A 23,765-nucleotide genomic window follows, 5' to 3' on the forward strand; every position below is an offset into this window, starting at 1 on the left:
TGCGGGTACGCTCAGTGCGGTCTCATGTAGCCGTGCAGCCGTATCGTCGTGTCGCGCAGCCGCTGCGCCAGTGTGCGGGCCAGATTGGCGTACAACAGATTGGCAATCTGCGGATGCTGTACCTGCAACTGTTCGAGTGCGGTGCGTTCCAGCACCAGACATTCAACCGTCGTGTCGGCGATCGCATCGGCCGTGCGCGGCTGATTTTCGATCAGGCCCATTTCCCCGACCACCAGACCGGCGCTGAGGCAGGCGATGCGTATCCGCGGCGTGCCGGCATCGCCAGCGCGCAGAATGCTGACGCTGCCAGCCAGCAGCACATACATGGCATCGCTGGCGTCGCCGGCGTTGAACAGCACGTCTCCGCGCACGTAAAGCCCTCGCCGCATCAGGCGTTCCAGCGTGGCGGCCTGGTCCGCGCTCATGCCCGCGCACACGTCGAGATGGCGCAGCCGCGTGGCCGAGTCGAGTCGGCGCGTTGCCATACCCGAGTCCAGCACCTGGTTTTCCGCCCATTCGAGCGCCGCATCGGCGTTGGCGAACCATCGCTTGCGAGGCAGTCCCTGCGCCAGGCCGCTGCTGGCCAGAAAGGTTGCCCGCGCACCGGCCGGATCGAGGCCGGCCAGTGCGAGCCGTGTGTGACGGATACGCAGGCGCGTCGCCATGCGCGACAGCACCTGCGCGGCCGACAGGTCGATGTCGATCAGGCGGGAACAATCGAGCACGATGAAGCGGGCCTCCGCCAAGCGCGTTTCGATGACTTCTTCGAGTTCCTCGGCAGTGCCGAAAAACAGCAATCCTTCAAGCTCGACCAGCGCATAGCGCGTCGATTGGGACGCCAGCCTGATCTGCTGCCAGGCTGGCCTGACCTGCAGGCTGGACGCGACCGAACCGTCGGCGACGCGTCGCACGATGCTTTTGCTGTGATCGCGTGCGAAAAGGAACATGGCGCCCACCAGTCCGGCCGACACCGCCTCCAGCAGACCGACAAACGCCGCCACCAGCGTGACCAGGGCGCTGACGGCCAGATTCGACATCAGCCGCCGTTCCGGGAGCGATCGGCCGCGCAGGCAGTCACGTACCGCATCAACGCTCCAGCGATCGGCCACGCCGACGGACAGCAGCACCAGACCGGCGCCGATGGTCGAGTGTGGAAGCATGGCCAGCATGTCCAGGCCGAACAGCCACAGCAGCGCGATCAACACGGCGTAGCACAGCGCCGGAACCCGGGTTCGGCCGCCCGCCGAATAGGCTGCATTGGCGCGCGATACCGCACCCGCGGCCGGCAGGGCGCCCGCCGCGGCGAGGGCGAGATTGGCGCCACCGATGGCAGCCAGTTCGCGCCGCGTGTCGTGCCGGCTGTGGGTCAACGTGTCGAGCCGGTTGGCCGCAAACAGGGTTTCCAGTGCCGACACCAGTGCGATGGCCACGCATGAGCCGCCAAGCACGCGCAGCCAGTCTCCCGCGCCGTGCAGCGCCAGTGCGTCGGGCAGGTGCAGCAGGTGGTCGACGCTGAGCCGGGTCTCGGCCAGCGCGCCCAGTGTCAGGCCCATCGCCATGCCGCGTGCAGCCAGTACGTGATGCAGCAGTGCGCCGACACACAGCAGCACGGGCAGAAAAGGCCGCTCCGGCCAGCGCTGCTGCAGCACGAAGCCAGGCAGCACGATGACCGCCGCCACCAGCGCCGGGCCGGGTGACAGATGCCAGGTGCCGCCCTGCATGAAAACCAGCTTCAGCCCGCCGAGCAGCATCAGCAGCGCGACGCCGTTGAAGAACCCGGCCTGCACCGGATAGGGGATGTAGCGCACGAAGCGGCCCCAGCCGGCGGCTGCGGTCGTCAGCTGCAGCAGGGCGGCGCCGGCCAGTGCCAGGCCCATCAGGATGAGTGCGCCGTCCTGATGCGGTATGCCGGGCAGCCAGTTCGCCTTGATCAGCGTATGTCCGATCAGGGCCGACACGATGAGCGCCAGCGCCGGTCGTGCACCGTGTATCTGTCCGACCCGGCTGCCCAGCGACAGGGCGACCAGCGTGCCCAGCATGCCCGCGAGCATGGCTGCGAGGATGCCGCGCCCTTCCATCGCCAGACCCAGAGGCGCCATGGCGAGCAGGCCGTAGCTGAGTTCGTTCGGGATGGATCCGGCCGCAACGGTCACGCCCGCGCCGATCTCCTTTCGCCAGCCCCGTGGTCCGACCGGCTTTTGTTCATCAGGGACTGCGCTCGACGGCGGTGGCGTACTCATGTGAAGGATGTAGGTATTGTTGTTATGCGCCTGAGCGGGGTCGGCTCATGCCATCGGCTGCGATTCGGGTGAACAACCCCTCACGATCGCATCCGATTGTTTCAATTTTGCGTCAGGACGTCGCGCGGTTGCGATGCCCATGCGGACGACCCGCCGGCGTCAGTGAAAGTCCCGGCTGCGCGGAGCAAGAGCGCCGAGCAGTGGCGAGCGGTCGACCAGCCGGCGGGCGATCAGGTGGATCACCTCGCCTTCGCGCGACACCTGGCCGTAGATGCCGAGCAGTGTGGCGCCGAGCACTTCGCTGCGCTGCCGCTCCTGCAGGTCCTTGTGCACGATGATGTTGGCCAGCCCGGTTTCGTCTTCGACGGTGACGAACATGACGCCGCTGGCCGTACCGGGGCGCTGGCGGCAGGTGACGATGCCGGCGGCACGCGCCAGTGCGCGGTCGGGCAGGCGGCGCAATTCGGCCGCAGTGATGAAGCGCTGCGCGGCGAGCTGGCTGCGCAGCAGCGCCAGCGGATGGCGGCCGAGCGTGAAGCCTAGGCTGGCGTAGTCGGCCACGATGTCCTCGCCTTCGCGCGGCGCGGTCAGCGCCAGCACCTGCTCGTTCACCGGTGCGTCGCGCAGCAGCGCGTCGGGCCGGCGCGCGGCGGCCTGCCAGTGCGCCTGATGGCGGTGGCCGGCCAGTGACTGCAGTGCGCCGCCGCTGGCCAGACAGCCGAGCTGCCGGCGGTCCAGCCGGGCGCGGCGGGTCAGTTCATCGACATTCGACAACGGCGCCTGCGCACGCGCCGCCACGATGCGCCGCACGGCGTCCTGCTCCATCCCCTTGACCATGCGCAGGCCGAGGCGGACACCCGGTGCCGCGCCATGCGGCGCCGCTTCAAGCACGCAGTCCCAGTCGCTGACCGACACATCGGCCGGCCTGATGTCGACCCCGTGCGTGCGGGCATCGGCGATCAGCTGCGCCGGCGCGTAGAAACCCATGGGCTGGCTGTTCAGCAGGCCGCACAGGAAGGCGGCCGGGTGATGGCATTTGAGCCAGGACGAGATGTACACCAGCAGCGCAAAGCTCGCGGCGTGCGATTCCGGAAAGCCATAGCCGGAAAAACCTTCGATCTGGCGGTAGATCTGCTCCGCGAAAGCCGGCGTGTAACCGTTCCCGAGCAGGCCATCGGTCAGTTTCTGCTGGAATTTTTCCATCGTGCCGCGCTGCCGCCAGGCGGCCATCGAACGGCGCATCTGGTCGGCTTCGCCGGCGGTGAAACCGGCGGCGACCATGGCCAGCTGCATCACCTGCTCCTGGAAGATCGGCACGCCCAGCGTGCGTTCGAGTACCGGGCGCAATGCGTCCGACGGATAGTCGATGCGCTCCGGCGGCAGGTGACGGCGCGCCAGATAGGGATGCACCATGCCGCCCTGGATCGGCCCCGGCCGCACGATGGCGACCTGGATCACCAGATCGTAGTAGCGGCGCGGCCGCAGTCGCGGCAGCATGTTCATCTGCGCGCGCGACTCGACCTGGAACACGCCGGTCGACTCGCCGCGGCACAGCATGTCGTAGGTCGCCGGGTCTTCGTGCGGAATGTCGGCCAGGGTGCGCGGGGCTTTTCGTGCCACGGCCGGATCCCCGTCTTCGAACGCCGCCAGTGCGTCCAGCGACTTGCGGATGGCGGTCAGCATGCCCAGCGCCAGCACGTCCACCTTCATCAGGCCGAGCGCTTCGAGGTCGTCCTTGTCCCACTGGATGACGCAGCGCCCGGCCATGCGGGCGTTTTCGATCGGCACCAGCCTTGACAGCCGGCCGCGCGCGATGACGAAGCCGCCGACGTGCTGCGACAGGTGGCGCGGCGCGCCGATCAGTTCGTTCGACAGTTCGAGCAGCAGCTGCACGCGCGGCGCTTCGGGCCGGAAGCCGGCTTCGAGCAGGCGGTCCTCGCGCACCCGGCCGCCGTCCCACCACATGTGGCCCTGGGTCAGGCGGTCGAGCGCGTCGTCGGTGTAGCCGAGCGCGCGGCCGACGTCGCGCAGTGCCGAGCGCGGCCGGTAGGTGGTCAGGCTGGCGGCGAGGGCCGCACGGTCGCGGCCGTACTTGCCATAGATGTACTGGATGACCTCCTCGCGCCGTTCGTGCTCGAAGTCGACGTCGATGTCCGGCGCCTCGTTGCGTTCGCGCGAAATGAAGCGGCCGAACAGCATGTTGGCGCGCCACGGGTCGACTTCGGTCACGCCGATGCAGTAGCACACGGCCGAATTCGCCGCCGACCCACGGCCTTGGCACAGGATGCCCTGCGTGCGCGCCCAGGCGACGATGTCGTACACGGTCAGGAAGTAGGGCTCGTATTCCAGGTCGGCGATCAGCGCGAGCTCGATTTCGATCTGTGCGCGCATCTCCCGCGCCTTGCGCGCGAAGGTGACGTCGTCCAGCGTGACGATGCGGCGGATCTGCGCACAGCGCTCGACGTAGCCGCGCTCGGTCAGTTCGCGCAGCCAGGAGGTGGTGGTATGGCCGGGCGGCGCGATTTCCTCTGGGTATTCATAGCGCAGTTCGTCGAGCGAGAACCGGCAGCATGCGGCCACCTTCAACGTTTCGGCCCGCAGTGCGGCGGGGTAGAGGGCAGCCAGCTTGTGCGGCAGGCGCAGGTGGCGCTCGCCGTTGGCGTACAGCGCGTAGCCGCACTCGGCCAGCGTGCGCCCGAGCCGTATCGCCGTGATCGTGTCCTGCAGGCGGCGGCGCTTGCGCACATGCATGTGCACGTCGCCGGCGGCGCACAGCGGCAGTCCGCCGGCGGCACCGATGGCCTGCAGCCGGTGCAGCCGGGTGGCGTCGTCCGGACCATGGTGCAGTTCGACGGCCAGCCAGGCACGTTCCGCAAAGCGCTGCTTCAGCCAGCCGGCGTACGCCGCCAGTGCAGCGTCCGTGTCGGGCAGGGGATCGCCGGGTACCAGCAGCGCGACGCAGCCGGGCAGGCCGTCGTCCAGATCGGCGCAGCTCAGCTGGTAGCGGCCTTTCTCCGTCCGCATGCGACCGAGCGTGATCAGTTCCGACAGGTTGCCGTAACCGTCGCGGTCGCAGGCCAGCAGGACCAGCTTCGGTCCGTCGGCCAGCTGCACTTCGCTGCCGATGATCAGTTTCATCCGCGGTTCGGGCAGATTGCGCCAGGCCAGGTGGGCGCGCGCGGCGCCCGCCAGCGAACATTCGTCGGTGATGGCCAGCGCGGCATAGCCCAGCCCCGCGGCGCGCGTCACCAGTTCGTCCGGTGCGGAGGCGCCGCGCAGGAAGGTGAAGTGGCTCAGGCAATGCAGTTCGGCGTAGTCGACGGGTGGGGCGGGCATGGTGCATCGGCACGGACGAATGGGTTGCACGAATATACTGTAATTAAATGCAGTAGTCCGGGTGCGGCGCGTCGCGCGCAGCGGCGTCGGTCGGGTATCGGTCAGGCACCTTGATGGTGCATATCCGGGCGCTGCCAGTGCATGACGGCTGGCGGCGCAGCGCCAGCCGTACGAAGCGCCCGCCAGGTCTCCGGCTGGCCGGCTGCAGCGACTTCCGCCTGCAGGCGGCGCGCTGCGAGGCGGTCCCCGACCCGGCCTGCCGGTCATCCGGAGCGGCCGCGAGCGACTTGGCCGGATACCCGGTGCGAACTGGACCGCTACTTGCTGAACACCGGTCAACGGTCTGGATTGCCGGCGCGTCAACCGCTTGAAAAAGGAAGTGTGTCGCGCGCTGACCGGACCGCCCGGAACGGGGAACTTAGAAGGCGTCGCGACATCGACTCGACAGGTGTTCCGACGTCGCGCGGCACAGGCGTTCAATCGGATCAGAATGGTGATTGCAGTGCTGATCGAACTTTGCACAAGCGCTGCCGTAGACCAAGCTGAAAGCAGGGCGAACGATCGTGCGCCGCCGGTCGCGCATGCCGGGCAACACGTGTTTTGCAGGTCAACGGATTGTGGAGATCAACATGGACATCGTCAGTCATTTCGCCGCACGCTACGAACGCACGCGTGAGGAAGAACTTTCGCTGGAAGAATATCTGGCGGAGTGCAAACGCGACCCGCTGAGCTACGCCAGCGCGGCCGAGCGCATGCTGAAGGCGATCGGCGAACCGCAGACGGTGGATACGCGCAACGATCCGCGGCTGTCGCGGCTGTTTGCCAACAAGGTGATCAAGATCTATCCGGCCTTCGCCGAGTTCTACGGCATGGAGGACGCGATCGAGCAGGTCGTGAGCTACTTCCGCCACGCCGCCCAGGGGTTGGAAGAGAAGAAGCAGATCCTCTATCTGCTGGGGCCGGTGGGCGGCGGCAAGTCGTCGATCGCCGAGCGGCTGAAGTCGCTGATGCAGGAAGTGCCGTTCTATGCGATCAAGGGTTCGCCGGTGAATGATTCGCCGCTCGGGCTGTTCGATGCGACCGAAGACGCTGCCATCCTGGAGAAGGAATACGGCATTCCGCGCCGCTACCTCAACCGCATCCTGTCGCCCTGGGCGGTCAAGCGGCTGGAGGAATTCGGCGGCGACATCCGCAAGTTCCGCGTGGTCAAGCGCTACCCGTCGGTGCTCAAGCAGGTGGGCATCGCCAAGACCGAGCCGGGCGACGAAAACAACCAGGACATTTCGAGCCTGGTCGGCAAGGTGGACATCCGCAAGCTGGAAACCTTCGCGCAGGACGATCCGGATGCCTACAGCTTTTCCGGCGGCCTGTGCCTGGCCAATCAGGGTCTGCTGGAATTCGTCGAAATGTTCAAGGCGCCGATCAAGGTGCTGCACCCGCTGCTGACCGCGACCCAGGAAGGCAACTTCAAGGGCACCGAAGGGTTCGGCGCCATCCCGTTCGATGGCGTGGTGCTCGCGCACTCGAACGAGAGTGAATGGAAGGCCTTCCGCAACAACAAGAACAATGAAGCTTTCCTCGACCGCATCTACATCGTCAAGGTGCCGTACTGCCTGCGCGTCAGCGAAGAGGTGAAGATCTATGAAAAGCTGCTGCGCGGCTCGTCGCTGGCCGAAGCCATCTGCGCCCCGGGCACGCTGAAGATGATGGCGCAGTTCGCCACGCTGACCCGCCTGAAGGAACCGGAAAATTCCAGTCTGTATTCCAAGATGCAGGTGTACGACGGTGAAAACCTGAAGGACACCGATCCGCGGGCCAAAAGCTATCAGGAGTACCGCGACTACGCCGGGGTGGACGAAGGCATGAGCGGCGTGTCCACCCGCTTCGCGTTCAAGATCATTTCCAAGGTGTTCAACTTCGATTCGACCGAAGTCGCGGCGAACCCCGTGCATCTGATGTACGTGCTGGAGCAGCAGATCGAGCGCGAGCAGTTTCCGCAGGACGTCGAGCAGAAGTACATATCGTTCATCAAGGAACACCTGTCGCCGCGCTACGCCGAATTCATCGGCAAGGAAATCCAGACGGCCTATCTGGAGAGCTACAGCGAGTACGGACAGAACATTTTCGACCGTTACGTCACGTATGCCGATTACTGGATCCAGGACAGCGAGTACCGTGATACCGACACCGGCGAGGTGTTCGACCGCGCGTCGCTGAACGCCGAACTGGAAAAGATCGAAAAGCCGGCCGGCATCAGCAACCCGAAGGATTTCCGCAATGAAATCGTCAATTTCGTGCTGCGTGCGCGGGCCAACAACGGCGGCAAGAATCCGGTGTGGAGCAGTTACGAAAAGCTGCGCACGGTGATCGAGAAGAAGATGTTCTCCAACACCGAAGAGTTGCTGCCGGTGATCAGCTTCAATGCCAAGGCGAGCGCCGACGATGCCAAGAAGCACGAAGATTTCGTGACCCGCATGGTGGCCAAGGGCTATACCTCGAAGCAGGTCAGACTGCTGTGCGAGTGGTACCTGCGCGTGCGCAAGAGCTCGTGATGGCGACAGTGGGAAAACAGGCAGTTACGTAGAAGTCGGATCGACTGACGGCTCGGAGAACACATCTTGCAGCAGATCATAGATCGACGGCTGGCCGGCAAGAACAAGTCCATCGGCAACCGCGAACGCTTCCTGCGCCGCCACAAGGAGCAGATCCGCGAGGCGGTGCGCCGGGCCGTGGAAGGGCGCGGCATCCGCGATATCGCGCAGGGCGAGGACATCCACATCCCGCGGCGCGACATCAGCGAGCCGGTGTTCGGTCACGGCCAGGGCGGCAAGCGCGAAATGGTGCACCCGGGCAACAAGGACTTCGTGCGCGGCGACCGCATCGAGCGGCCCAAGGGCGGCAAGGGTGGTGGCGGTGGCCAGGCGAGCGATTCCGGCGGCGGTGAGGACGACTTCGTGTTCCACCTGTCGAAGGAAGAGTTCATGCAGGTCTTCTTCGACGACCTCGCACTGCCCAACCTGATCCGCACCACGCTGGCCGACACGCCGGAGTACAAGACGCATCGCGCCGGCTTTTCCAGCGACGGCACGCCGAACAACCTGCACGTCGTGCGCTCGATGCGCGGCGCCATCGGCCGGCGTATCGCGCTCGGCAGCGAATCGCGGCGCGAACTGCACCGGCTCGAAGACCTGCTGACCGAGTTGCGCGCCCAGCCGGTGAGTGCCGAACGGCTGCACGAAATCGAGCAGCTCGAAACCGACATCGCGGCGTTGCGCGCACGCATCGATCGCATTCCCTACCTCGATCCGATAGACCTGCGCTATCGCAGCCGGGTGCGCACGCCGGTGCCGACGGCCAAGGCGGTCATGTTCTGCGTGATGGACGTGTCCGGCTCGATGGACGAGGCGCGCAAGGATCTGGCCAAGCGCTTCTTCATCCTGCTCTATCTGTTCCTGACGCGGCACTACGAAAAGATCGACATCGTGTTCATCCGCCACCACACGCAGGCGCAGGAGGTGGACGAGCACGACTTCTTCCACGCCACCGAAACCGGTGGCACCGTGGTGTCGAGCGCGCTGGTGCTGATGGAAGAAATCATCCGCGCGCGCTACCCGCGCAACGAGTGGAACGTCTATGGCGCGCAGGCCAGCGACGGCGACAACTGGCACGACGACAGCCCGCGCTGCCGCCAGCTGCTGGAACACGGCATCCTGCCGCTGTGCCGTTATTTCGCCTACATCCAGGTGGTCGATCAGGAACAGAACCTGTGGCATGAGTACGCCTCGCTGGCGGAAGAATCCGACACCTTCGCGATGCGCAAGGCGAGCGAAGTCGACCAGATCTATCCGGTGTTCCGCGACCTGTTCAGGAAGGAAGGAGCGGCAAAATGAGCGACACCTTCAATCGCCGGCATGTCGGTCAGGCGGCCACGCCCGACGAGTACGGCGGCCGCCGCCCGCGTCCGCCGCTGCGCGTGCCGCTGCCGCCGACCGACAGACCGGCGCAGACGCTGCCCGCGCCGAGCGACTGGACCTTCGATCTGATCGATCAGTATCACGCAGTGATCCGCGCCACGGCGCAGCGCTTCAGTCTCGACACCTACCCGAACCAGCTGGAAATCATCACCGCCGAACAGATGATGGACGCCTACGCGTCGGTCGGCATGCCGGTCAACTACCGGCACTGGAGCTACGGCAAGGAATTCATCAGCACCGAAAAGAACTACCGGCGCGGCCAGATGGGTCTGGCCTACGAAATCGTCATCAACAGCAATCCGTGCATCAGCTATCTGATGGAAGAGAACACGATGGCCATGCAGGCCCTCGTGATCGCGCATGCGGCGTACGGGCACAACAGCTTCTTCAAGGGCAACTACCTGTTCCGCATGTGGACCGATGCGGGCTCGATCGTCGATTACCTCGTCTACGCGAAAAACTATGTCGCGGCCTGCGAGGAGCGGCACGGCGTCGACGCAGTCGAACTGCTGCTCGACAGCTGCCATGCGCTGATGAATTACGGCGTCGATCGCTACCGCCGCCCGGGCAAGCTGAGCCTGACGCAGGAGCTGGAGCGCGCGAAAGACCGCGAGGCGTATGCGCAGCAGCAGGTGAATGAAATCTGGCGCACCTTGCCGCCGAAGTCGGGCAAGGACGCCGCGGAAAAGGAACAGGCGCGCTTTCCGGCCGATCCGCAGGAAAACCTGCTGTATTTCATCGAGAAAAATGCGCCGCTGCTCGAACCCTGGCAGCGCGAAATCGTGCGCATCGTGCGCAAGATCGCGCAGTACTTCTACCCGCAGCGCCAGACCCAGGTGATGAACGAAGGCTGGGCCACGTTCTGGCACCACCATCTGCTGAACACGATGTACGACGACGGCTATCTCGAAGACGGCATCATGATCGAGTGGTTGAAGTCGCACACGAATGTGGTGTTCCAGCCGCCGGTCGATCACCCGGCCTACAGCGGCATGAATCCGTACGCGCTCGGCTTTGCCATGTACAGCGATATCAAGCGCATCTGCGAGGCGCCGACCGATGAAGACCGTGACTGGTTTCCGGACATCGCCGGCCGCGACTGGCTGGAAACGCTCGATCACGCGATGCGCAATTTCAAGGACGAAAGCTTCATCGGCCAGTATCTGTCGCCGCGCGTCATGCGCAATTTCCGGCTGTTTTCCATCGTCGACGATGAGACCGATCCGACGCTGGAAGTGTCGGCCATCCATGACGAGGCGGGTTACCGCAGCCTGCGCGAGGCCATGTCGCGCCAGTACGATCTGGGCTCGCGCGAGCCGAACATCCAGGTGTGGTCGGTCAATCTGCGCGGCGACCGATCGCTGATGCTGCGTCACACGCAGCACAACGAGCGCCCGCTGCACGACAACGCGTACGAAGTGCTCAAGCACGTCGCCCGGCTGTGGGGCTTTCCGGTGCACCTGGAAAGCGTCGGCAGCCTGGGCAATGTGTCGCGCCGCTGGACGGTGGACCCGAGCACGCCCTGATCGCGGCGGTTCGCTCACGCGCGAGACCGCTTCGCGTCGTTTCAGATCTGCTCGTGCGGACCGGCACCGGGCCGGATCAGCGCCACGAGTTCGGGCAGTCGGCGTGCCGCGGCGACGCGCGCATCCTCCTCGATCGCCCGGTAGAGCGCGAGCACCTGCTGTCCGGTGGGGGTGAGCCGGGCGCCGCCGCCCGCCGCGCCGCCGCGCTGCTTGATGACCAGCGGTTCGACGAAATCCTTGTTCAGCGCATCCACCAGCGACCAGATGCGCTGGTAGCTCATGCCCAGCCGGCGTCCGGTTTCAGCCAGCGAGCCGGTTGCGGCGATGCCCTGCAACACGTCCGCCTTGCCGGGGCCGATCGCGACGGCGTGCTTGATCTGCACGCGAAACCGCGTGCTGTGTTCGGGCGTGTCGGGCGCGGCGTTCGTGTTCATCGTTGATCGCGGTCCATTGCTGTCGATGGACGAACTTCAGTCAGAGTGATGCATGGAAGACCCTGCACGGCATACGGTACTCGTTATACTCAGCGAACGATATCCATACGAATGTATATCGAACCGTGCGGAGGCGTATCGCCCGTGAAACCTGTCCGCTTGCTCCACCGAATCCTGCTGTTGTGCGTCGTTGCGTTGTCCGTCGCGTCGCCTGCGCGCGCTGCCGAGCCGCCGACCTTGGCGGCCGCATCCGATCTGAAGTTTGCGATTGAGGAACTGGCGGCCCGCTTCGAGCGCGACACCGGCCACAAGCTGCGTCTGGTGTTCGGCTCGTCCGGAAATTTCTTCTCGCAGATCCGGCAGGGCGCGCCGTTTCATCTGTTCATGTCGGCCGACGAGGATTTCGTGTTCAAGCTCGCCGAGCTGGGGCTGACCAAGGACCGCGGCCGGCTGTATGCCTATGGCCGGATCGGCGTGATGGTGCCCAGGGGTTCGTCGCTGAAGGCCGACGGCGAATTGAAGGATCTGGCGCTCGCGCTGCGTGACGGACGACTGAAGAAGTTCGCCATCGCCAATCCCGAGCATGCACCCTATGGCGCGCGGGCGAAGGAGGCGCTGCAGCATGCCGGACTGTGGGCCGATATCGAACCGCGTCTGGTGCTGGGCGAAAACATTTCACAGGCGGCCCAGTTCGCCACCTCCGGCTCGGGTCAGGGCGGCATCATCGCATTGTCGCTGGCCATGGCGCCCCAGGTGGGCGGGCTGGGCGAGTTTGCGCTGATCCCCGAAAGCTGGCATCGCAGACTTGCGCAGCGCATGGTGCTGCTGCGCGATGCGCCGCCGGCCGCGCGCGCCTTCTACGATTACGTCGCGACGCCGGCGGCGCAGGACGTGATGCGTCGTTACGGTTTCGAAATGCCGAAGGAGTGACCCGGCGTGCGCCACTGCGGCTGACGCCGGTGTGCTGATCCGGAAACGGGAGCTGACATGGACTGGCAGGCATTTTCGCTGTCGATCGAACTTGCTGTGGTGACGCTGCTGGTGCTGCTGCCCTTCGGCGTGATGGCCGGGCGCTGGCTGGCGCGCACGCGCTTTTCCGGCAAGGCCTGGATCGAAGCCTTCGTCGTGCTGCCGCTGGTGCTGCCGCCGACCGTGCTGGGCTACTACCTGCTGGTGTCGCTGGGCGCCGGCTCGCCGTTGGGCCGCTGGCTGCTCGACAGCTTCGATGTCAGGCTGACCTTCAATTTCGCCGGCCTGCTGATCGCCTCGCTGGTATTCAACATTCCATTCATCGTGCAGCCGGTGCAGCGCGCCTTCGAGGCGATACCCGAAAATCTCGCTGAAGCGGCGTCGGTCTGCGGGCTCAGTGACTGGCAGACCTTCTGGCGTGTCGAACTGCCGCTGGCCTGGCCGGGCATCCTGTCGGCCATGGTGCTGACCTTTGTGCATACGCTGGGCGAATTCGGCGTGGTGCTGATGATGGGCGGCAGCATTCCGGGCGAAACCCGGACAGTGGCCATCGCCATCTACGATCGCGTGCAGTCGTTCGACCTCGCCGGGGCCGACCGCATGGCGCTGCTGCTGCTTGTGCTGTCGCTCGGCGCGGTCGCGGCATCGTTCTTCGCGTCGGCCCGACTGGTGGCCCGGCGATGAACGACCGGCGCGACGGAGCGCGCGCCTTGCGCGTCGAGATCGATCAGCACGAACCGATGCCGCTGCGCGGCCGCTTCGAGTGTTCAGCCGGCGAACTACTTGCGCTGGTCGGCCCGTCGGGTGCCGGCAAGACATCGATGCTGCGCGTTCTGGCCGGACTGATGCGCCCGCAGCGCGGCCGCGTCGAGGTCGGCGGTCAGGTGTGGTGCGACAGCGAACAGGGCATCTTTCTCCCGCCACAGCGCCGGCATGTCGGACTGGTGTTCCAGAACTACGCGCTGATGCCGCATCTGAGCGCGGCCGACAACGTCGCCCTGGCCATGCTGCACCTGCCGGCAGCCGAGCGCGACGCGCAGGCCCGGCGCTGGCTAGACCATGTGCACCTGTCGAGTGAACAGCAACAGCGACGGCCGGCTGCGCTGTCCGGTGGCCAGCAGCAGCGTGTTGCGGTGGCGCGTGCGCTGGCTCGCGAACCGAAGCTGCTACTGCTCGACGAGCCCTTTTCGGCGGTCGACCAGATGAGCCGGCAAGGGCTTTACCGCTTGCTGGCCCAGCTGCGCAGCGATCTCGACATCCCGATCCTGCTGGTGACCCACGACCTGAACGAGGCGCGCCTGCTGGCTGACCGTCTGGTGGTGATGGATGCCGGCGCAGTCTTGCAGGAAGGGCCGCCCGAACACATTCATCGGGCGCCGCGCAACGCGCGCGTGGCCGATCTGGTGGGCATGCACAACCGTTTTCAGGGGGTCTGGATGGGGCCTTCGGGTCGCGCCGGCTGGGGCCTGCTGAAGTGGGTGACGGCGGCCGGTGGCGCGAGCGAGGATGAGGACATGCTGCTCGAAGTGCGCGACAAGGGAAAGATCAAGCCTGGGCAACCCGTGAACTGGGTCGTGCCGGGTGATGGCATCCTGCTGGGTGCGGACGGCAGCGGTCAGGCACTGGACGCGCGGGTCAGCGACGCCCGCCACCTGGGCGAAATCACGCTCGCATCGCTGACGCTGGAGCGCAATCCGCAGATCAGTCTGCGCATCACGCTGGCCGGCCCGCAGCGCCAGCGCATCGGCAACGGCGACCGGCTGGCCGTGCGTCTGGATCCCGCGCTGGTGCACGTGATGCCGCTGCATCCGCGTCCGCCTCAAGTGGCGGAGCAGTAGTCGATTGCAGCCGGCCGGGCCGGTCAGGGGGTCGGCTCGGGCTTGCGCGGCAGCAGCATGCGCGCGATCGCGCTCGCCGCCAGCCCCATCAGCAGGAAGCCGATGGCACCGATCAGCCACACCGCCCATACGATGGCGCTCAGCCAGCCGGTCAGGTCGGGAATCTGCTGCAGCGACGCCTGTATCGTCGGTCCCCAGTCGAGCAGGGTGTGCCGCGCCATGTCGAGCCAGCCTTCAGGCAGCCAGGGCGCCAGCCACACCGGCGGCTGCAGGCTCACCACCCAGCCCGGCCAGGTTGCCAGTGCGTCGGCATTCCAGCCCGGCCACGTGAGCACGGCGTCGGCCGTCCAGGTCAGCAAGGTCCAGAAGCCGAGGAGAAGCGCGGTGATGATCCAGATGATTGCGTAAGTCATGGGGTCCTCGGTGCTTCTGTGGGCAGTTTCGTCAGAGGGTGTGGGTCTGTGGGAGCGGCGCCGAGCTCAATTTTCCTGCACCAGCTTCTTCAGCGCATACAGCGCATCGAGGGCTTCGCGCGGGCTCAGGCTGTCGGGGTCGAGCGCGGCCAGCGCATCGACCGCGGCGTGCACCGGCGGTTCCGGCGGTGGGGCGGCGGGCGCGAACAGGTCGGCCTGCGGACCGGCGCTGATGCGGCTGGCTTCGAGCTGCTGCAGCGCGCGCCGCGCGTCGCGGATCACCGTGCCGGGCACGCCGGCGAGCGCCGCCACCTCGATGCCGTAGGACTGCGATGCCGGGCCCTCTTCGATGGCGTGCAGGAACACGATGCGCCTGCCATGCTCGACCGCGTCCAGGTGCATGTTGGCGCAGGTCGGATGGCTCTGCGCCAGCTGCGTCAGTTCGAAGTAGTGGGTGGCGAACAGCGTCCAGCTGCGGTTGCGCGTCAGCAGATGGCGGGCGATGGACTGGGCCAGCGCCACACCGTCGAAGGTCGAAGTGCCGCGACCGATTTCGTCCATCAGCACCAGGCTGCGCTCGGTCGCGCCGTGCAGGATGCCGGCGGCTTCGGTCATTTCGACCATGAAGGTCGAGCGGCCGGAAGCCAGATCGTCGGACGCGCCGATGCGCGTGTGGATGGCATCCAGCGGGCCGAGCCGCGCCGACTGCGCCGGCACCGGGCAGCCGCAGTGCGCCATCAGCGCGATCAGTGCGACCTGTCGCATATAGGTCGACTTGCCGCCCATGTTCGGGCCGGTGATCAGCAGCATGCGCCGCGCGTCATGCAGGGCGGTGTCGTTGGCGATGAAGCTGTCGACCTGCTGTTCGACCACCGGATGGCGCCCGCGCACGATCGTGATTTCGGGTTCGTCAACGAACTGCGGCCGGCAATAGTCGTGGCGCTGCGCGGCGCGCGCGAAGGCGAGCAGACCGTCGAGCTGCGCCAGCGCACGGGCGATGTCGCCGAGTGCCGGCAGATCCGGGGCGAGCGCATCCAGCAGTTTTTCGTACAGGTGCTTTTCGCGTGAGGTGGCGCGTTCGGCGGCCGACAGTGCGCGGTCCTCGAAGGTTTTAAGTTCCGGCGTGATGTAGCGCTCGGCGTTCTTCAGCGTCTGCCGGCGGCGATAGTCGTCCGGAATGCGTTCGACGTGGGCGTTCGTCACCTCTATATAGAAGCCGTGCACGCGGTTGTATTCGACCTTCAGGTTGGCGATGCCGGTGCGGCTGCGCTCGCGCGCTTCCAGTGCGAGCAGGAATTCGCCGCAGTTGTCCTGCAGGCCGCGCAGTTCGTCCAGTTCGGCGTCGAAACCGGCGCGCATCACGCGGCCGTCGCGCAGCATTGCGGCGGGCTCGTCCGCGATGGCGCGGGCGAGCAGGGCGCTCGCGTCCAGTTGCTGCATCAGCGTGGCCCGCGCGTCATCGAGCAGTCCACCGTCCGGCGGCACGGCGGCAGCGATGTCGCCCAGCCGCGCCAGACTGTCGCGCAGGCTCGACAGATCGCGCGGCCGCGCGGTGCGCAGCGCGATGCGGGCGCCGATGCGCTCGATGTCGGCCAGCCCGCGCAGCGCGTCGTGCAACGAATCGGCGGTGGTGTCGGTACGCAGGGCCTCGACCGCCTGATGCCTGGCCTCGGCCTGCGCGCGTTCGCGCAGCGGGTGGTGCAGGCAGCGGCGCAGCCAGCGTGATCCCATCGACGTGGCGCAGGTGTCGAGCAGCGACAGCAGCGTCGGCGACGCTTCGCCGCGCAGCGTTTCGGTCAGTTCGAGATTGCGCCGGGTGGCGGCGTCCATGCGCAGCCAGGCGGAATCGTGTTCGACGGCGAGCGTCGTCACATGCGACAGCGCGCGCTGCTGAGTCGCCTGGGCGTAGCTGAACAGCGCGCCGCAGGCGGCCAGCGCGATCGGCACGTCGGCCACGTCGAAGGCGGCGAGATCGCGACTGCCGAAGTGTTCGCACAGCAGGCGCGTGGCTTCGCCCGCGTCGAACTGCCAGGCGCTGCGCGACGTGACGGCCCAGCTGCCGTCCGGTGCTGTGCCGCTGTCGGCCACCAGCAGTTCGGCCGGGCGCAGCCGGTCGAGCAGCGAAGGCAGCACATTGGCGGCGACTTCGGTCAGTTTCAGTTCGCCGCTGGCCAGATTCAGCCAGGCGACACCGGCCCGGGCGCGCTCGACATGCAGCGCCATCAGCAGCGCATCGGCGCGCTCGTCGAGCAGGCTGGCGTCGGTCAGCGTGCCCGGCGTGACGATGCGCGCAATCGCGCGCTCGACCGGCCCCTTGGACGTCGCGGGGTCGCCGATCTGTTCGACGATGACCACCGACTCGCCCAGCTTCACCAGCCGCGCCAGATACTGCTCGACTGCGTGGAAGGGCACGCCCGCCATCGGGATCGGCTGGCCGGCCGACTGGCCGCGGTGCGTCTGCGTGATGTCGAGCAGCCGCGCGGCGCGGATCGCGTCCTCTAAGAACAGCTCGTAGAAATCCCCCATCCGGTAGAACACCAGCAGATCGGGGTGCTGCCGCTTGAAGCCCAGGTATTGGGCCATCATCGGCGTGTGCGCAGACAGGTCGGTGTTCGCCATCCTGGTCAACGTTGTCCGGCGCGGATCACGCGCGCAGCGCGTCGGTCAGGTGCGGTTCGATTGCGGCCAGCAGGGCCGGGAAGATGCGCGGCGTGGAGGCGACCAGATTGCCGCTGTCCAGATAGCCGGTTTCACCGGTCAGATTGCCGACCAGACCGCCGGCTTCGGTGACCAGCAGGGCGCCGGCGGCGATGTCCCACGGCGAAAGGCCGATTTCGAAGAAGCCGTCGAAACGGCCGCAGGCCACATAGGCGAGGTCGAGCGCGGCAGCGCCCGGGCGGCGCAGGCCGGACGTCTTCTCCATCAGGTCCTTGAACATGCCCAGATAGGCATCGACGTGGTCCCACACACGGTACGGAAAGCCGGTGCCGATGAGTGCTTCGCCCAGCTTGGCGCGACGCGATACGCGGATGCGGCGGTCGTTCAGGAAGGCGCCGCGGCCGCGGCTGGCGGTGAACAGCTCGTTGCGCACCGGATCGAATACGACGGCCGACTGCATCAGGCCGCGGTGTTCGAGCGCGATCGACACCGCGTACTGCGGCATGCCGTGGATGAAGTTGGTCGTGCCGTCGAGCGGATCGATGATCCAGCGGTATTCGGATTCACCCGATGCGCCGCTCTCTTCGGCCAGGATGGCGTGGTCCGGGTAGGCTTCGCGCAGGATGCCGATGATGGCGTCCTCGGCTGCGCGGTCGACTTCGGTGACGAAGTCGTTCTGGCGCTTGCTGCTGACTTTCAGCAGGTCTACATCCTGGCTGGCGCGGGTGATGATCTGGCCTGCGCGGCGGGCGGCCTTGACGGCGGTGGTGAGCGTCGGATGCATGGGAAGTGTCTGTGCGCGGACCGTGCGGTCCGCAAGTCGGCGGGAAAGCCGAGCATTTTAGGGGCTGTTGCGATTTAATTCGAGGCCCGCACCTGAATTGACCTCGGACCGCACATTCGATGGACGCCCTTTCTCCCCCTTCCGATCGTCACGCCGCCCTGGACCGGGTGCGTGTGGTCATGTCGCACACCACCCATCCGGGCAATATCGGCGCCTGCGCACGGGCGATGAAGGTGATGGGGCTGTCGCGCCTCTATCTGGTCAATCCGAAGCACTTTCCGCACGACGAAGCGGTCGCGATGAGTTCCGGCGCGACCGATGTGCTGGACAGCGCGGTGGTGGTCGATACGATCGAAGCCGCGCTGGCCGGCACCGTGGCGCAGGCAGCGCTCACCGCTCGCCGGCGTGAAATGGCGCTGCCGGTGCGCGATGTCAGGTCGGCGGCGACCGAACTGGCGACCTTGCTGGCCGCCGGCGACGCCGAGGTGGCGCTGGTGTTCGGCACCGAAAGTTCGGGGCTCACCAATGAAGAAGTGGCGATGTGCTCGCTGCCGGTCACCATTTCGACCAGCGATACCTATCGCTCGCTGAATGTGGCGGCAGCCGCCCAGATCATGTGTCACGAACTGCGCGTGGCCGTCGCCGCCACACCGACTTTCGTCAGTGAAGCGCCGGCACTGGCCAGCCACGAGGGGCTGGAAAGCCTGTACGCGCTGCTTGAACAGCTGATGCTCGACGCGGGCTTTCTCGACCGGGTCAATCCGGGCCGCGCCCTGCCGCGCCTGCGCCGCCTGTTCGGCCGCACCCGGGTCGAAGCGGAAGAACTTCACCTGCTGATGGGTGCGCTGAAGGCGATCGGCGGCATTCCGAAGAAGCGCCCGGGATCGAACAGGTAAGCTCGGCAGCCGTCCGCGCGGTTGCATGCGCGCCGGCGCTTCCGCGCGCGGCCGCGATGGACGATGAACAGACCCTGACGCAGGTGCACATAAACCGACTAAAATCGTCGGGTTTCAACGGGCCGCGAACGCCACCGGCGTCTCATAGGGAAAAAGGATGTTCCAACACCTGCGCGAAGACATTGCCAGCGTGCTCGCACGCGACCCCGCCGCACGTTCGTCGTTCGAAGTCCTCACCTGCTACCCGGGCATCCACGCCCTGATCCTGCACCGCATGGCGCACGCCTGCTGGGGCGCGGGCCTGCACTGGCTGGGGCGCTTCATTTCGCACATCGGCCGGGTGCTGACCGGCATCGAAATCCACCCGGGTGCGTCGATCGGACGGCGCGTGTTCATCGATCACGGCATGGGCGTGGTGGTCGGCGAAACCGCGGTCATCGGCGACGACTGCACGATCTATCAGGGGGTGACGCTGGGCGGCACCTCGCTGTACCGTGGCGCCAAGCGCCATCCCACGCTGGGTCGCGGCGTCGTGATCGGCGCCGGTGCCCAGGTGCTGGGGGGGTTCGACGTGGGTGACGGCGCCAAGATCGGTTCCTGCGCAGTCGTCGTGAAGCCCGTTCCGGCCGGCGCCACGGCGGTCGGCAATCCGGCGCGCATCATCGACGCCAGCGAGCCGGGCGCCGACGACGAGAAGAAGCGGCGGGCCGAACAGGCCGGTTTCACCGCCTATGGCGTCACCCGCGACATGGAAGACCCGATGGCCAAGGCGCTCACCGCGCTGGTGGATCATGCGCTGGAAAACGACCGGCGCATCGCCTGCCTGATGGAAAAGCTGGAACGGGCAGGCGTCAGGCTCGACGACGAGGCACGCGAGGAAATGGCCGATCACTCGCGGGTGGATCTGGACAAGATCCGGCCTAATTGTTGACTGAACTTGTCGGGAATTATAAAGTCGACTGAATTGATCGGGAATTGGACTGTGTGCTCAAGCGTGGACCCAATCGTGGATTCCCCGAGCCACTCCATCGAGGAGATCGCTTCATGAGACTGACTACCAAAGGCCGCTTCGCCGTCACCGCGATGCTGGATCTTGCATTGCGCCAGGACAACGGTCCGGTGACGCTGGCCGGCGTGGCCGAGCGCCAGCGCATCAGCCTGTCCTATCTCGAACAGCTGTTCGGCAAGCTGCGTCGCCAGGAACTGGTGGCCAGCGTGCGCGGGCCGGGCGGCGGTTACTGCCTGGCGCGCGACGCGCGCAAGATTTCGGTCGCCCAGATCATCACCGCGGTCGATGAACCGCTGGACGCCACACAGTGCGGCGGCAAGGAAAACTGTCTGGATGAACATCGCTGCATGACGCACGACCTGTGGTCGAGCCTGAGTCGGCGCATGTATGACTACCTTGATTCGGTGAATCTGCACGAACTGATGGTGCAGCAGCGCGACAAGACGACCCATCGTGTGGTCGTGCACGACCATGCGGCGCGACCGGGTGTGTCCGAACTGGTGCGGGTGCAGCTCTGATCATGTTCGCGCCGGTCTATCTCGATCACAACGCCAGTACGCCGCTCGCCGATGCGGTGCGCGAAGCGATGCTGCCCTGGCTGGGCGCACGCTTCGGCAATGCGTCGAGCCGGCACGAGTACGGGCGCGCGGCGCGCCGGGCGATCGACGAGGCACGGGCACAGGTGGCTGCCGCAGTGAATGCGCATCCGACCGAAGTGGTGTTTACCAGCGGCGGCTCGGAAGCAAACAATCTGTTCGTCAAGGGTGCCGCCGCGCGACTCAAGCCCGGTGTGATCGCGATTTCGGCGATCGAGCACCCCTGCGTGCGCGAGCCGGCACGCCAGCTGGTGCGCCGCGGCTGGGCGCTGAAGGAACTGCCGGTCGACGCGCAGGGCAGGGTGCAGGTCGACGGCTTCGATGGGCAGGCGTCCCTGGTGTCGGTCATGCTCGCCAATAACGAAACCGGCGTGCTGCAGGACGTTTCGACGCTGGCGTTGCAGGTACGCCGCGCCGGAGGCTGGCTGCACACCGACGCGGTGCAGGCGCTGGGCAAGATCGCCGTCGATTTCCGTGCGTTGGGTGTATCGGCGATGACGCTGTCGGCGCACAAGATCGGTGGTCCGCAGGGTGCGGGCGCACTGATTCTGGACAAGCGGGTCGATGTCGAGCCGCTGATTGCAGGCGGCGGGCACGAACATGGGCTGCGTTCGGGCACCGAAAACATCGCGGCCATCGTCGGTTTCGGCGTTGCCTGCGCGCTGGCCATGTCGCAGTCGGCGGCGCGCCGCGAACAGCTCGAAGCGCAGCGTGAACGCATCGAACGCTGCGTGCTGGCGCTCGGCGGCACCGTATTCGGCGCGCAGGCGCCGCGCCTGCCGAACACTTGCTACTTCGCACTCGATCACATCGATGGCGAAACGCTGGTCGGCAAGCTCGACCGCGCAGGTTTCGCAGTGGCCAGTGGTTCGGCCTGCTCGAGTGCCTCGCCGGAGCCGTCGCGGACGCTGACCGCAATGGGCGTGACGCCCGAACGGGCGCGCGGAGCGGTGCGCGTGAGCACCGGCGCGATGACGAAGATGCAGGATGTCGATGATTTTTGCAGCGCGCTCGCGCAGGTCGCGGATCAACTCCGCGGTCTGCGGGCGATGGCTGAAGCGTAATGAAGAACTCGAAGGAGCAACCCGTATGCTGAAATTCCCGATCTATCTCGACTACTCGGCGACCACCCCGGTCGACCCGCGCGTCGCGGCCAAGATGATTCCCTACCTGACCGAGCACTTCGGCAATCCGGCGTCGCGCAGCCACGCCTATGGCTGGGAAACCGAAGCGGCCGTGGAAGAGGCGCGCGATCAGGTTGCCCGTCTGGTGAATGCGGATCCGAAGGAAATCGTCTGGACCTCGGGTGCCACGGAATCGAACAACCTTGCCATCAAGGGTGCGGCGCATTTCTATTCCGGCAAGGGCAAGCACATCATCACGCTGCGCACCGAACACAAGGCGGTGCTGGATACCTTCCGCGAACTGGAGCGCGAAGGCTTCGAGGCGACCTATCTCGATCCGCTGCCCAATGGCCTGATCGACATGGATGCGTTCAAGGCGGCGCTGCGTCCGGACACCGTGCTGGTGTCCATCATGTTCGTGAACAACGAGATCGGCGTCATCCAGCCGATCGCCGAACTGGGCGAAATCTGCCGCGACAAGGGCATCATCTTCCACGTCGATGCCGCGCAGGCGACCGGCAAGGTGGTCATCGATCTCGACAAGCTGAAGGTCGACCTGATGTCGTTCTGCGCACACAAGACCTACGGGCCGAAAGGCATCGGCGCGCTGTACGTGCGCCGCAAGCCGCGCATCCGCCTCGAGGCGCAGATGCACGGCGGCGGGCACGAGCGCGGCATGCGCTCGGGTACGCTGGCGACGCACCAGATCGTCGGCATGGGCGAAGCCTTCCGCATCGCGCGCGAAGAGATGGGGGCCGAGAACGAGCGCGTGCGCATGCTTCGCGACCGCCTGCTGAAGGGCCTGTCGGACATCGAGGCGACTTTCGTCAACGGCGACCTCGAAGCGCGCGTGCCGCACAACCTGAACATCAGCTTCGCCTACGTCGAAGGCGAATCATTGATCATGGCGATCAAGGATGTCGCGGTGTCGTCCGGTTCGGCCTGTACCTCGGCCAGTCTTGAACCGTCCTACGTGCTGCGCGCGCTGGGCCGCGAAGACGAACTGGCACACAGCTCGATCCGCTTCTCGATCGGCCGCTTCACGACCGAAGAGGAAATCGATTTCACGATAGACCTGCTGCACCGCAAGATCGGCAAGCTGCGCGAGCTGTCGCCGCTGTGGGAAATGGTGCAGGAAGGTGTTGATTTGAATAGCGTCCAGTGGGCCCACCACTGATTGCGCGTGCACGGCGACTGAAGGAGAACTGTTATGGCCTATAGCGAAAAACTGCTGGATCACTACGAAAACCCGCGCAATGTCGGCGCATTCGGCAAGGACGACGACGATGTCGGCACCGGCATGGTCGGTGCGCCGGCCTGCGGCGACGTGATGAAGCTGCAGATCAAGGTGGGTGCGGACGGCATCATCGAAGATGCGAAATTCAAGACCTACGGCTGCGGCTCGGCCATCGCGTCGAGCTCGCTGGTGACCGAATGGGTCAAGGGCAAGACGCTCGACGAGGCGATGACCATCAAGAACACCGCAATCGCCGAAGAACTGGCTCTGCCGCCGGTCAAGATCCACTGCTCCATCCTCGCGGAAGACGCCATCAAGGCGGCGATCGACGACTACCGCAAGAAGCACGGCGGCGCAGCCGCGCCGGCCGAAGCCGCGTAAGGAGAGCGATATGGGCGTGACACTGACCGAAAAAGCAGCCACACACGTGAGCAACTACATCGCCAAGCGCGGCCGCGGCGTCGGCCTGCGCCTGGGCGTACGCACCAGCGGCTGTTCCGGCATGGCGTACAAGCTCGAATTTGCCGACGACACGACGCCGGAAGACCTGATTTTCGAAAGCCACGGCGTGAAGGTGCTGATCGACCCGAAAAGCCTGGCCTATCTCGAAGGCACCGAACTCGACTTCGTGCGCGAAGGCCTGAACGAAGGCTTCAAGTTCAACAACCCGAACGTCAAGGACGAGTGCGGTTGCGGCGAAAGCTTCAATGTCTGAGTGGCGATCGCCACCG

General features: G+C 66.1%; 19 protein-coding genes. 13 read left to right on the top strand and 6 right to left on the bottom strand.

Annotation, left to right across the window (positions count from 1 at the left end; all coding sequences use genetic code 11):
* Positions 1-11 precede the first annotated feature (11 nt).
* Together ACTIFF_RS10275 and ACTIFF_RS10280 are read right to left on the bottom strand one after the other, a co-directional pair.
* A complete protein-coding gene (locus tag ACTIFF_RS10275) occupies positions 12-2,240 on the bottom strand; it encodes an SLC26A/SulP transporter family protein (RefSeq protein WP_439536743.1) in 2,229 nt (742 codons plus the stop codon).
* 159 nt (positions 2,241-2,399) lie between these two features.
* Positions 2,400-5,576 (bottom strand): error-prone DNA polymerase, encoded by a 3,177-nt coding sequence (locus ACTIFF_RS10280; RefSeq protein ID WP_439536744.1) that lies wholly within the window; start codon positions 5,574-5,576, stop codon positions 2,400-2,402.
* Between the two features lie 629 nt (positions 5,577-6,205).
* Here ACTIFF_RS10280 and ACTIFF_RS10285 point away from each other — a divergent pair.
* From ACTIFF_RS10285 to ACTIFF_RS10295, 3 genes are all read left to right on the top strand, one after another.
* Entirely contained in the window at positions 6,206-8,128 is a 1,923-nt protein-coding gene (locus ACTIFF_RS10285) for a PrkA family serine protein kinase (RefSeq protein ID WP_306477853.1), read from the top strand.
* A 66-nt stretch (positions 8,129-8,194) separates the two neighbouring features.
* A complete protein-coding gene (locus ACTIFF_RS10290; RefSeq protein WP_439536745.1) occupies positions 8,195-9,466 on the top strand; it encodes a YeaH/YhbH family protein in 1,272 nt (423 codons plus the stop codon).
* Complete coding sequence (locus ACTIFF_RS10295; RefSeq protein WP_439536746.1) at positions 9,463-11,076, top strand: SpoVR family protein; 1,614 nt, start codon at positions 9,463-9,465, stop codon at positions 11,074-11,076. Before ACTIFF_RS10290 ends, ACTIFF_RS10295 begins: the two co-directional genes overlap by 4 nt.
* Before the next feature lie 41 nt (positions 11,077-11,117).
* Here the strand turns inward: ACTIFF_RS10295 and ACTIFF_RS10300 are convergent, their stop codons facing one another.
* A complete protein-coding gene (locus ACTIFF_RS10300) occupies positions 11,118-11,510 on the bottom strand; it encodes a winged helix-turn-helix domain-containing protein (RefSeq protein ID WP_439536747.1) in 393 nt (130 codons plus the stop codon).
* Between the two features lie 159 nt (positions 11,511-11,669).
* Between ACTIFF_RS10300 and modA the strand changes: the two genes are divergently transcribed.
* The 3 genes from modA to ACTIFF_RS10315 are packed head-to-tail and all read left to right on the top strand — an operon-like array spanning position 11,670 to position 14,317.
* Complete coding sequence (gene modA, locus ACTIFF_RS10305) at positions 11,670-12,440, top strand: molybdate ABC transporter substrate-binding protein (RefSeq protein ID WP_439536748.1); 771 nt, start codon at positions 11,670-11,672, stop codon at positions 12,438-12,440.
* Between the two features lie 57 nt (positions 12,441-12,497).
* Complete coding sequence (gene modB, locus ACTIFF_RS10310; RefSeq protein WP_439536749.1) at positions 12,498-13,163, top strand: molybdate ABC transporter permease subunit; 666 nt, start codon at positions 12,498-12,500, stop codon at positions 13,161-13,163.
* Positions 13,160-14,317 (top strand): ABC transporter ATP-binding protein, encoded by a 1,158-nt coding sequence (locus ACTIFF_RS10315; protein ID WP_439536750.1) that lies wholly within the window; start codon positions 13,160-13,162, stop codon positions 14,315-14,317. The genes modB and ACTIFF_RS10315 overlap by 4 nt, the downstream gene beginning before the upstream one ends.
* Before the next feature lie 23 nt (positions 14,318-14,340).
* On the opposite strand, the gene ACTIFF_RS10320 is transcribed toward ACTIFF_RS10315, so the two are convergent.
* The 3 genes from ACTIFF_RS10320 to ACTIFF_RS10330 form a co-directional block, all read right to left on the bottom strand.
* Positions 14,341-14,730 (bottom strand): hypothetical protein, encoded by a 390-nt coding sequence (locus ACTIFF_RS10320; RefSeq protein WP_439536751.1) that lies wholly within the window; start codon positions 14,728-14,730, stop codon positions 14,341-14,343.
* 66 nt (positions 14,731-14,796) lie between these two features.
* A complete protein-coding gene (mutS, locus tag ACTIFF_RS10325; RefSeq protein ID WP_439536752.1) occupies positions 14,797-17,349 on the bottom strand; it encodes a DNA mismatch repair protein MutS in 2,553 nt (850 codons plus the stop codon).
* A gap of 25 nt (positions 17,350-17,374) precedes the next feature.
* Positions 17,375-18,172 (bottom strand): inositol monophosphatase family protein, encoded by a 798-nt coding sequence (locus ACTIFF_RS10330; protein WP_439536753.1) that lies wholly within the window; start codon positions 18,170-18,172, stop codon positions 17,375-17,377.
* 119 nt (positions 18,173-18,291) lie between these two features.
* Here ACTIFF_RS10330 and ACTIFF_RS10335 point away from each other — a divergent pair, with 119 nt between their 5' ends.
* From ACTIFF_RS10335 to iscA, 7 genes are all read left to right on the top strand, one after another.
* Entirely contained in the window at positions 18,292-19,068 is a 777-nt protein-coding gene (locus ACTIFF_RS10335; RefSeq protein WP_439536754.1) for an RNA methyltransferase, read from the top strand.
* A 157-nt stretch (positions 19,069-19,225) separates the two neighbouring features.
* A complete protein-coding gene (gene cysE, locus ACTIFF_RS10340; RefSeq protein ID WP_439536755.1) occupies positions 19,226-19,999 on the top strand; it encodes a serine O-acetyltransferase in 774 nt (257 codons plus the stop codon).
* A gap of 113 nt (positions 20,000-20,112) precedes the next feature.
* Complete coding sequence (iscR, locus tag ACTIFF_RS10345; protein ID WP_069037569.1) at positions 20,113-20,595, top strand: Fe-S cluster assembly transcriptional regulator IscR; 483 nt, start codon at positions 20,113-20,115, stop codon at positions 20,593-20,595.
* A gap of 2 nt (positions 20,596-20,597) precedes the next feature.
* Positions 20,598-21,737, top strand: a complete 1,140-nt coding sequence (locus ACTIFF_RS10350) for a cysteine desulfurase family protein (RefSeq protein WP_439536756.1) — start codon at positions 20,598-20,600, stop codon at positions 21,735-21,737.
* 25 nt (positions 21,738-21,762) lie between these two features.
* Positions 21,763-22,974 carry an IscS subfamily cysteine desulfurase gene (locus ACTIFF_RS10355; protein ID WP_305614457.1) on the top strand — a complete coding sequence of 404 codons (1,212 nt, stop codon included), beginning with the start codon at positions 21,763-21,765 and terminating at the stop codon, positions 22,972-22,974.
* 33 nt (positions 22,975-23,007) lie between these two features.
* The gene (iscU, locus tag ACTIFF_RS10360) at positions 23,008-23,415 is read left to right on the top strand and encodes a Fe-S cluster assembly scaffold IscU (RefSeq protein ID WP_306477838.1); all 408 of its coding nucleotides are present in this window, start codon (positions 23,008-23,010) and stop codon (positions 23,413-23,415) included.
* 10 nt (positions 23,416-23,425) lie between these two features.
* Complete coding sequence (gene iscA / locus ACTIFF_RS10365) at positions 23,426-23,749, top strand: iron-sulfur cluster assembly protein IscA (RefSeq protein WP_257081217.1); 324 nt, start codon at positions 23,426-23,428, stop codon at positions 23,747-23,749.
* The last annotated feature ends 16 nt before the right edge of the window (positions 23,750-23,765 follow it).

Source organism: Methyloversatilis sp., from assembly GCF_051861465.1.
GTDB lineage: Bacteria > Pseudomonadota > Gammaproteobacteria > Burkholderiales > Rhodocyclaceae > Methyloversatilis.

What these genes read in the sequence shown, in the direction of transcription:
- ACTIFF_RS10275 (WP_439536743.1), bottom strand. Translation starts at nt 2,240, where the DNA reads ATGAGTACGCCACCGCCGTCGAGCGCAGTCCCTGATGAACAAAAGCCG.
- ACTIFF_RS10280 (WP_439536744.1), bottom strand. Translation starts at nt 5,576, where the DNA reads ATGCCCGCCCCACCCGTCGACTACGCCGAACTGCATTGCCTGAGCCAC.
- ACTIFF_RS10285 (WP_306477853.1), top strand. Translation starts at nt 6,206, where the DNA reads ATGGACATCGTCAGTCATTTCGCCGCACGCTACGAACGCACGCGTGAG.
- ACTIFF_RS10295 (WP_439536746.1), top strand. Translation starts at nt 9,463, where the DNA reads ATGAGCGACACCTTCAATCGCCGGCATGTCGGTCAGGCGGCCACGCCC.
- ACTIFF_RS10300 (WP_439536747.1), bottom strand. Translation starts at nt 11,510, where the DNA reads ATGAACACGAACGCCGCGCCCGACACGCCCGAACACAGCACGCGGTTT.
- modB (WP_439536749.1), top strand. Translation starts at nt 12,498, where the DNA reads ATGGACTGGCAGGCATTTTCGCTGTCGATCGAACTTGCTGTGGTGACG.
- ACTIFF_RS10315 (WP_439536750.1), top strand. Translation starts at nt 13,160, where the DNA reads ATGAACGACCGGCGCGACGGAGCGCGCGCCTTGCGCGTCGAGATCGAT.
- ACTIFF_RS10320 (WP_439536751.1), bottom strand. Translation starts at nt 14,730, where the DNA reads ATGACTTACGCAATCATCTGGATCATCACCGCGCTTCTCCTCGGCTTC.
- mutS (WP_439536752.1), bottom strand. Translation starts at nt 17,349, where the DNA reads ATGGCGAACACCGACCTGTCTGCGCACACGCCGATGATGGCCCAATAC.
- ACTIFF_RS10330 (WP_439536753.1), bottom strand. Translation starts at nt 18,172, where the DNA reads ATGCATCCGACGCTCACCACCGCCGTCAAGGCCGCCCGCCGCGCAGGC.
- ACTIFF_RS10335 (WP_439536754.1), top strand. Translation starts at nt 18,292, where the DNA reads ATGGACGCCCTTTCTCCCCCTTCCGATCGTCACGCCGCCCTGGACCGG.
- cysE (WP_439536755.1), top strand. Translation starts at nt 19,226, where the DNA reads ATGTTCCAACACCTGCGCGAAGACATTGCCAGCGTGCTCGCACGCGAC.
- iscR (WP_069037569.1), top strand. Translation starts at nt 20,113, where the DNA reads ATGAGACTGACTACCAAAGGCCGCTTCGCCGTCACCGCGATGCTGGAT.
- ACTIFF_RS10350 (WP_439536756.1), top strand. Translation starts at nt 20,598, where the DNA reads ATGTTCGCGCCGGTCTATCTCGATCACAACGCCAGTACGCCGCTCGCC.
- ACTIFF_RS10355 (WP_305614457.1), top strand. Translation starts at nt 21,763, where the DNA reads ATGCTGAAATTCCCGATCTATCTCGACTACTCGGCGACCACCCCGGTC.
- iscU (WP_306477838.1), top strand. Translation starts at nt 23,008, where the DNA reads ATGGCCTATAGCGAAAAACTGCTGGATCACTACGAAAACCCGCGCAAT.
- iscA (WP_257081217.1), top strand. Translation starts at nt 23,426, where the DNA reads ATGGGCGTGACACTGACCGAAAAAGCAGCCACACACGTGAGCAACTAC.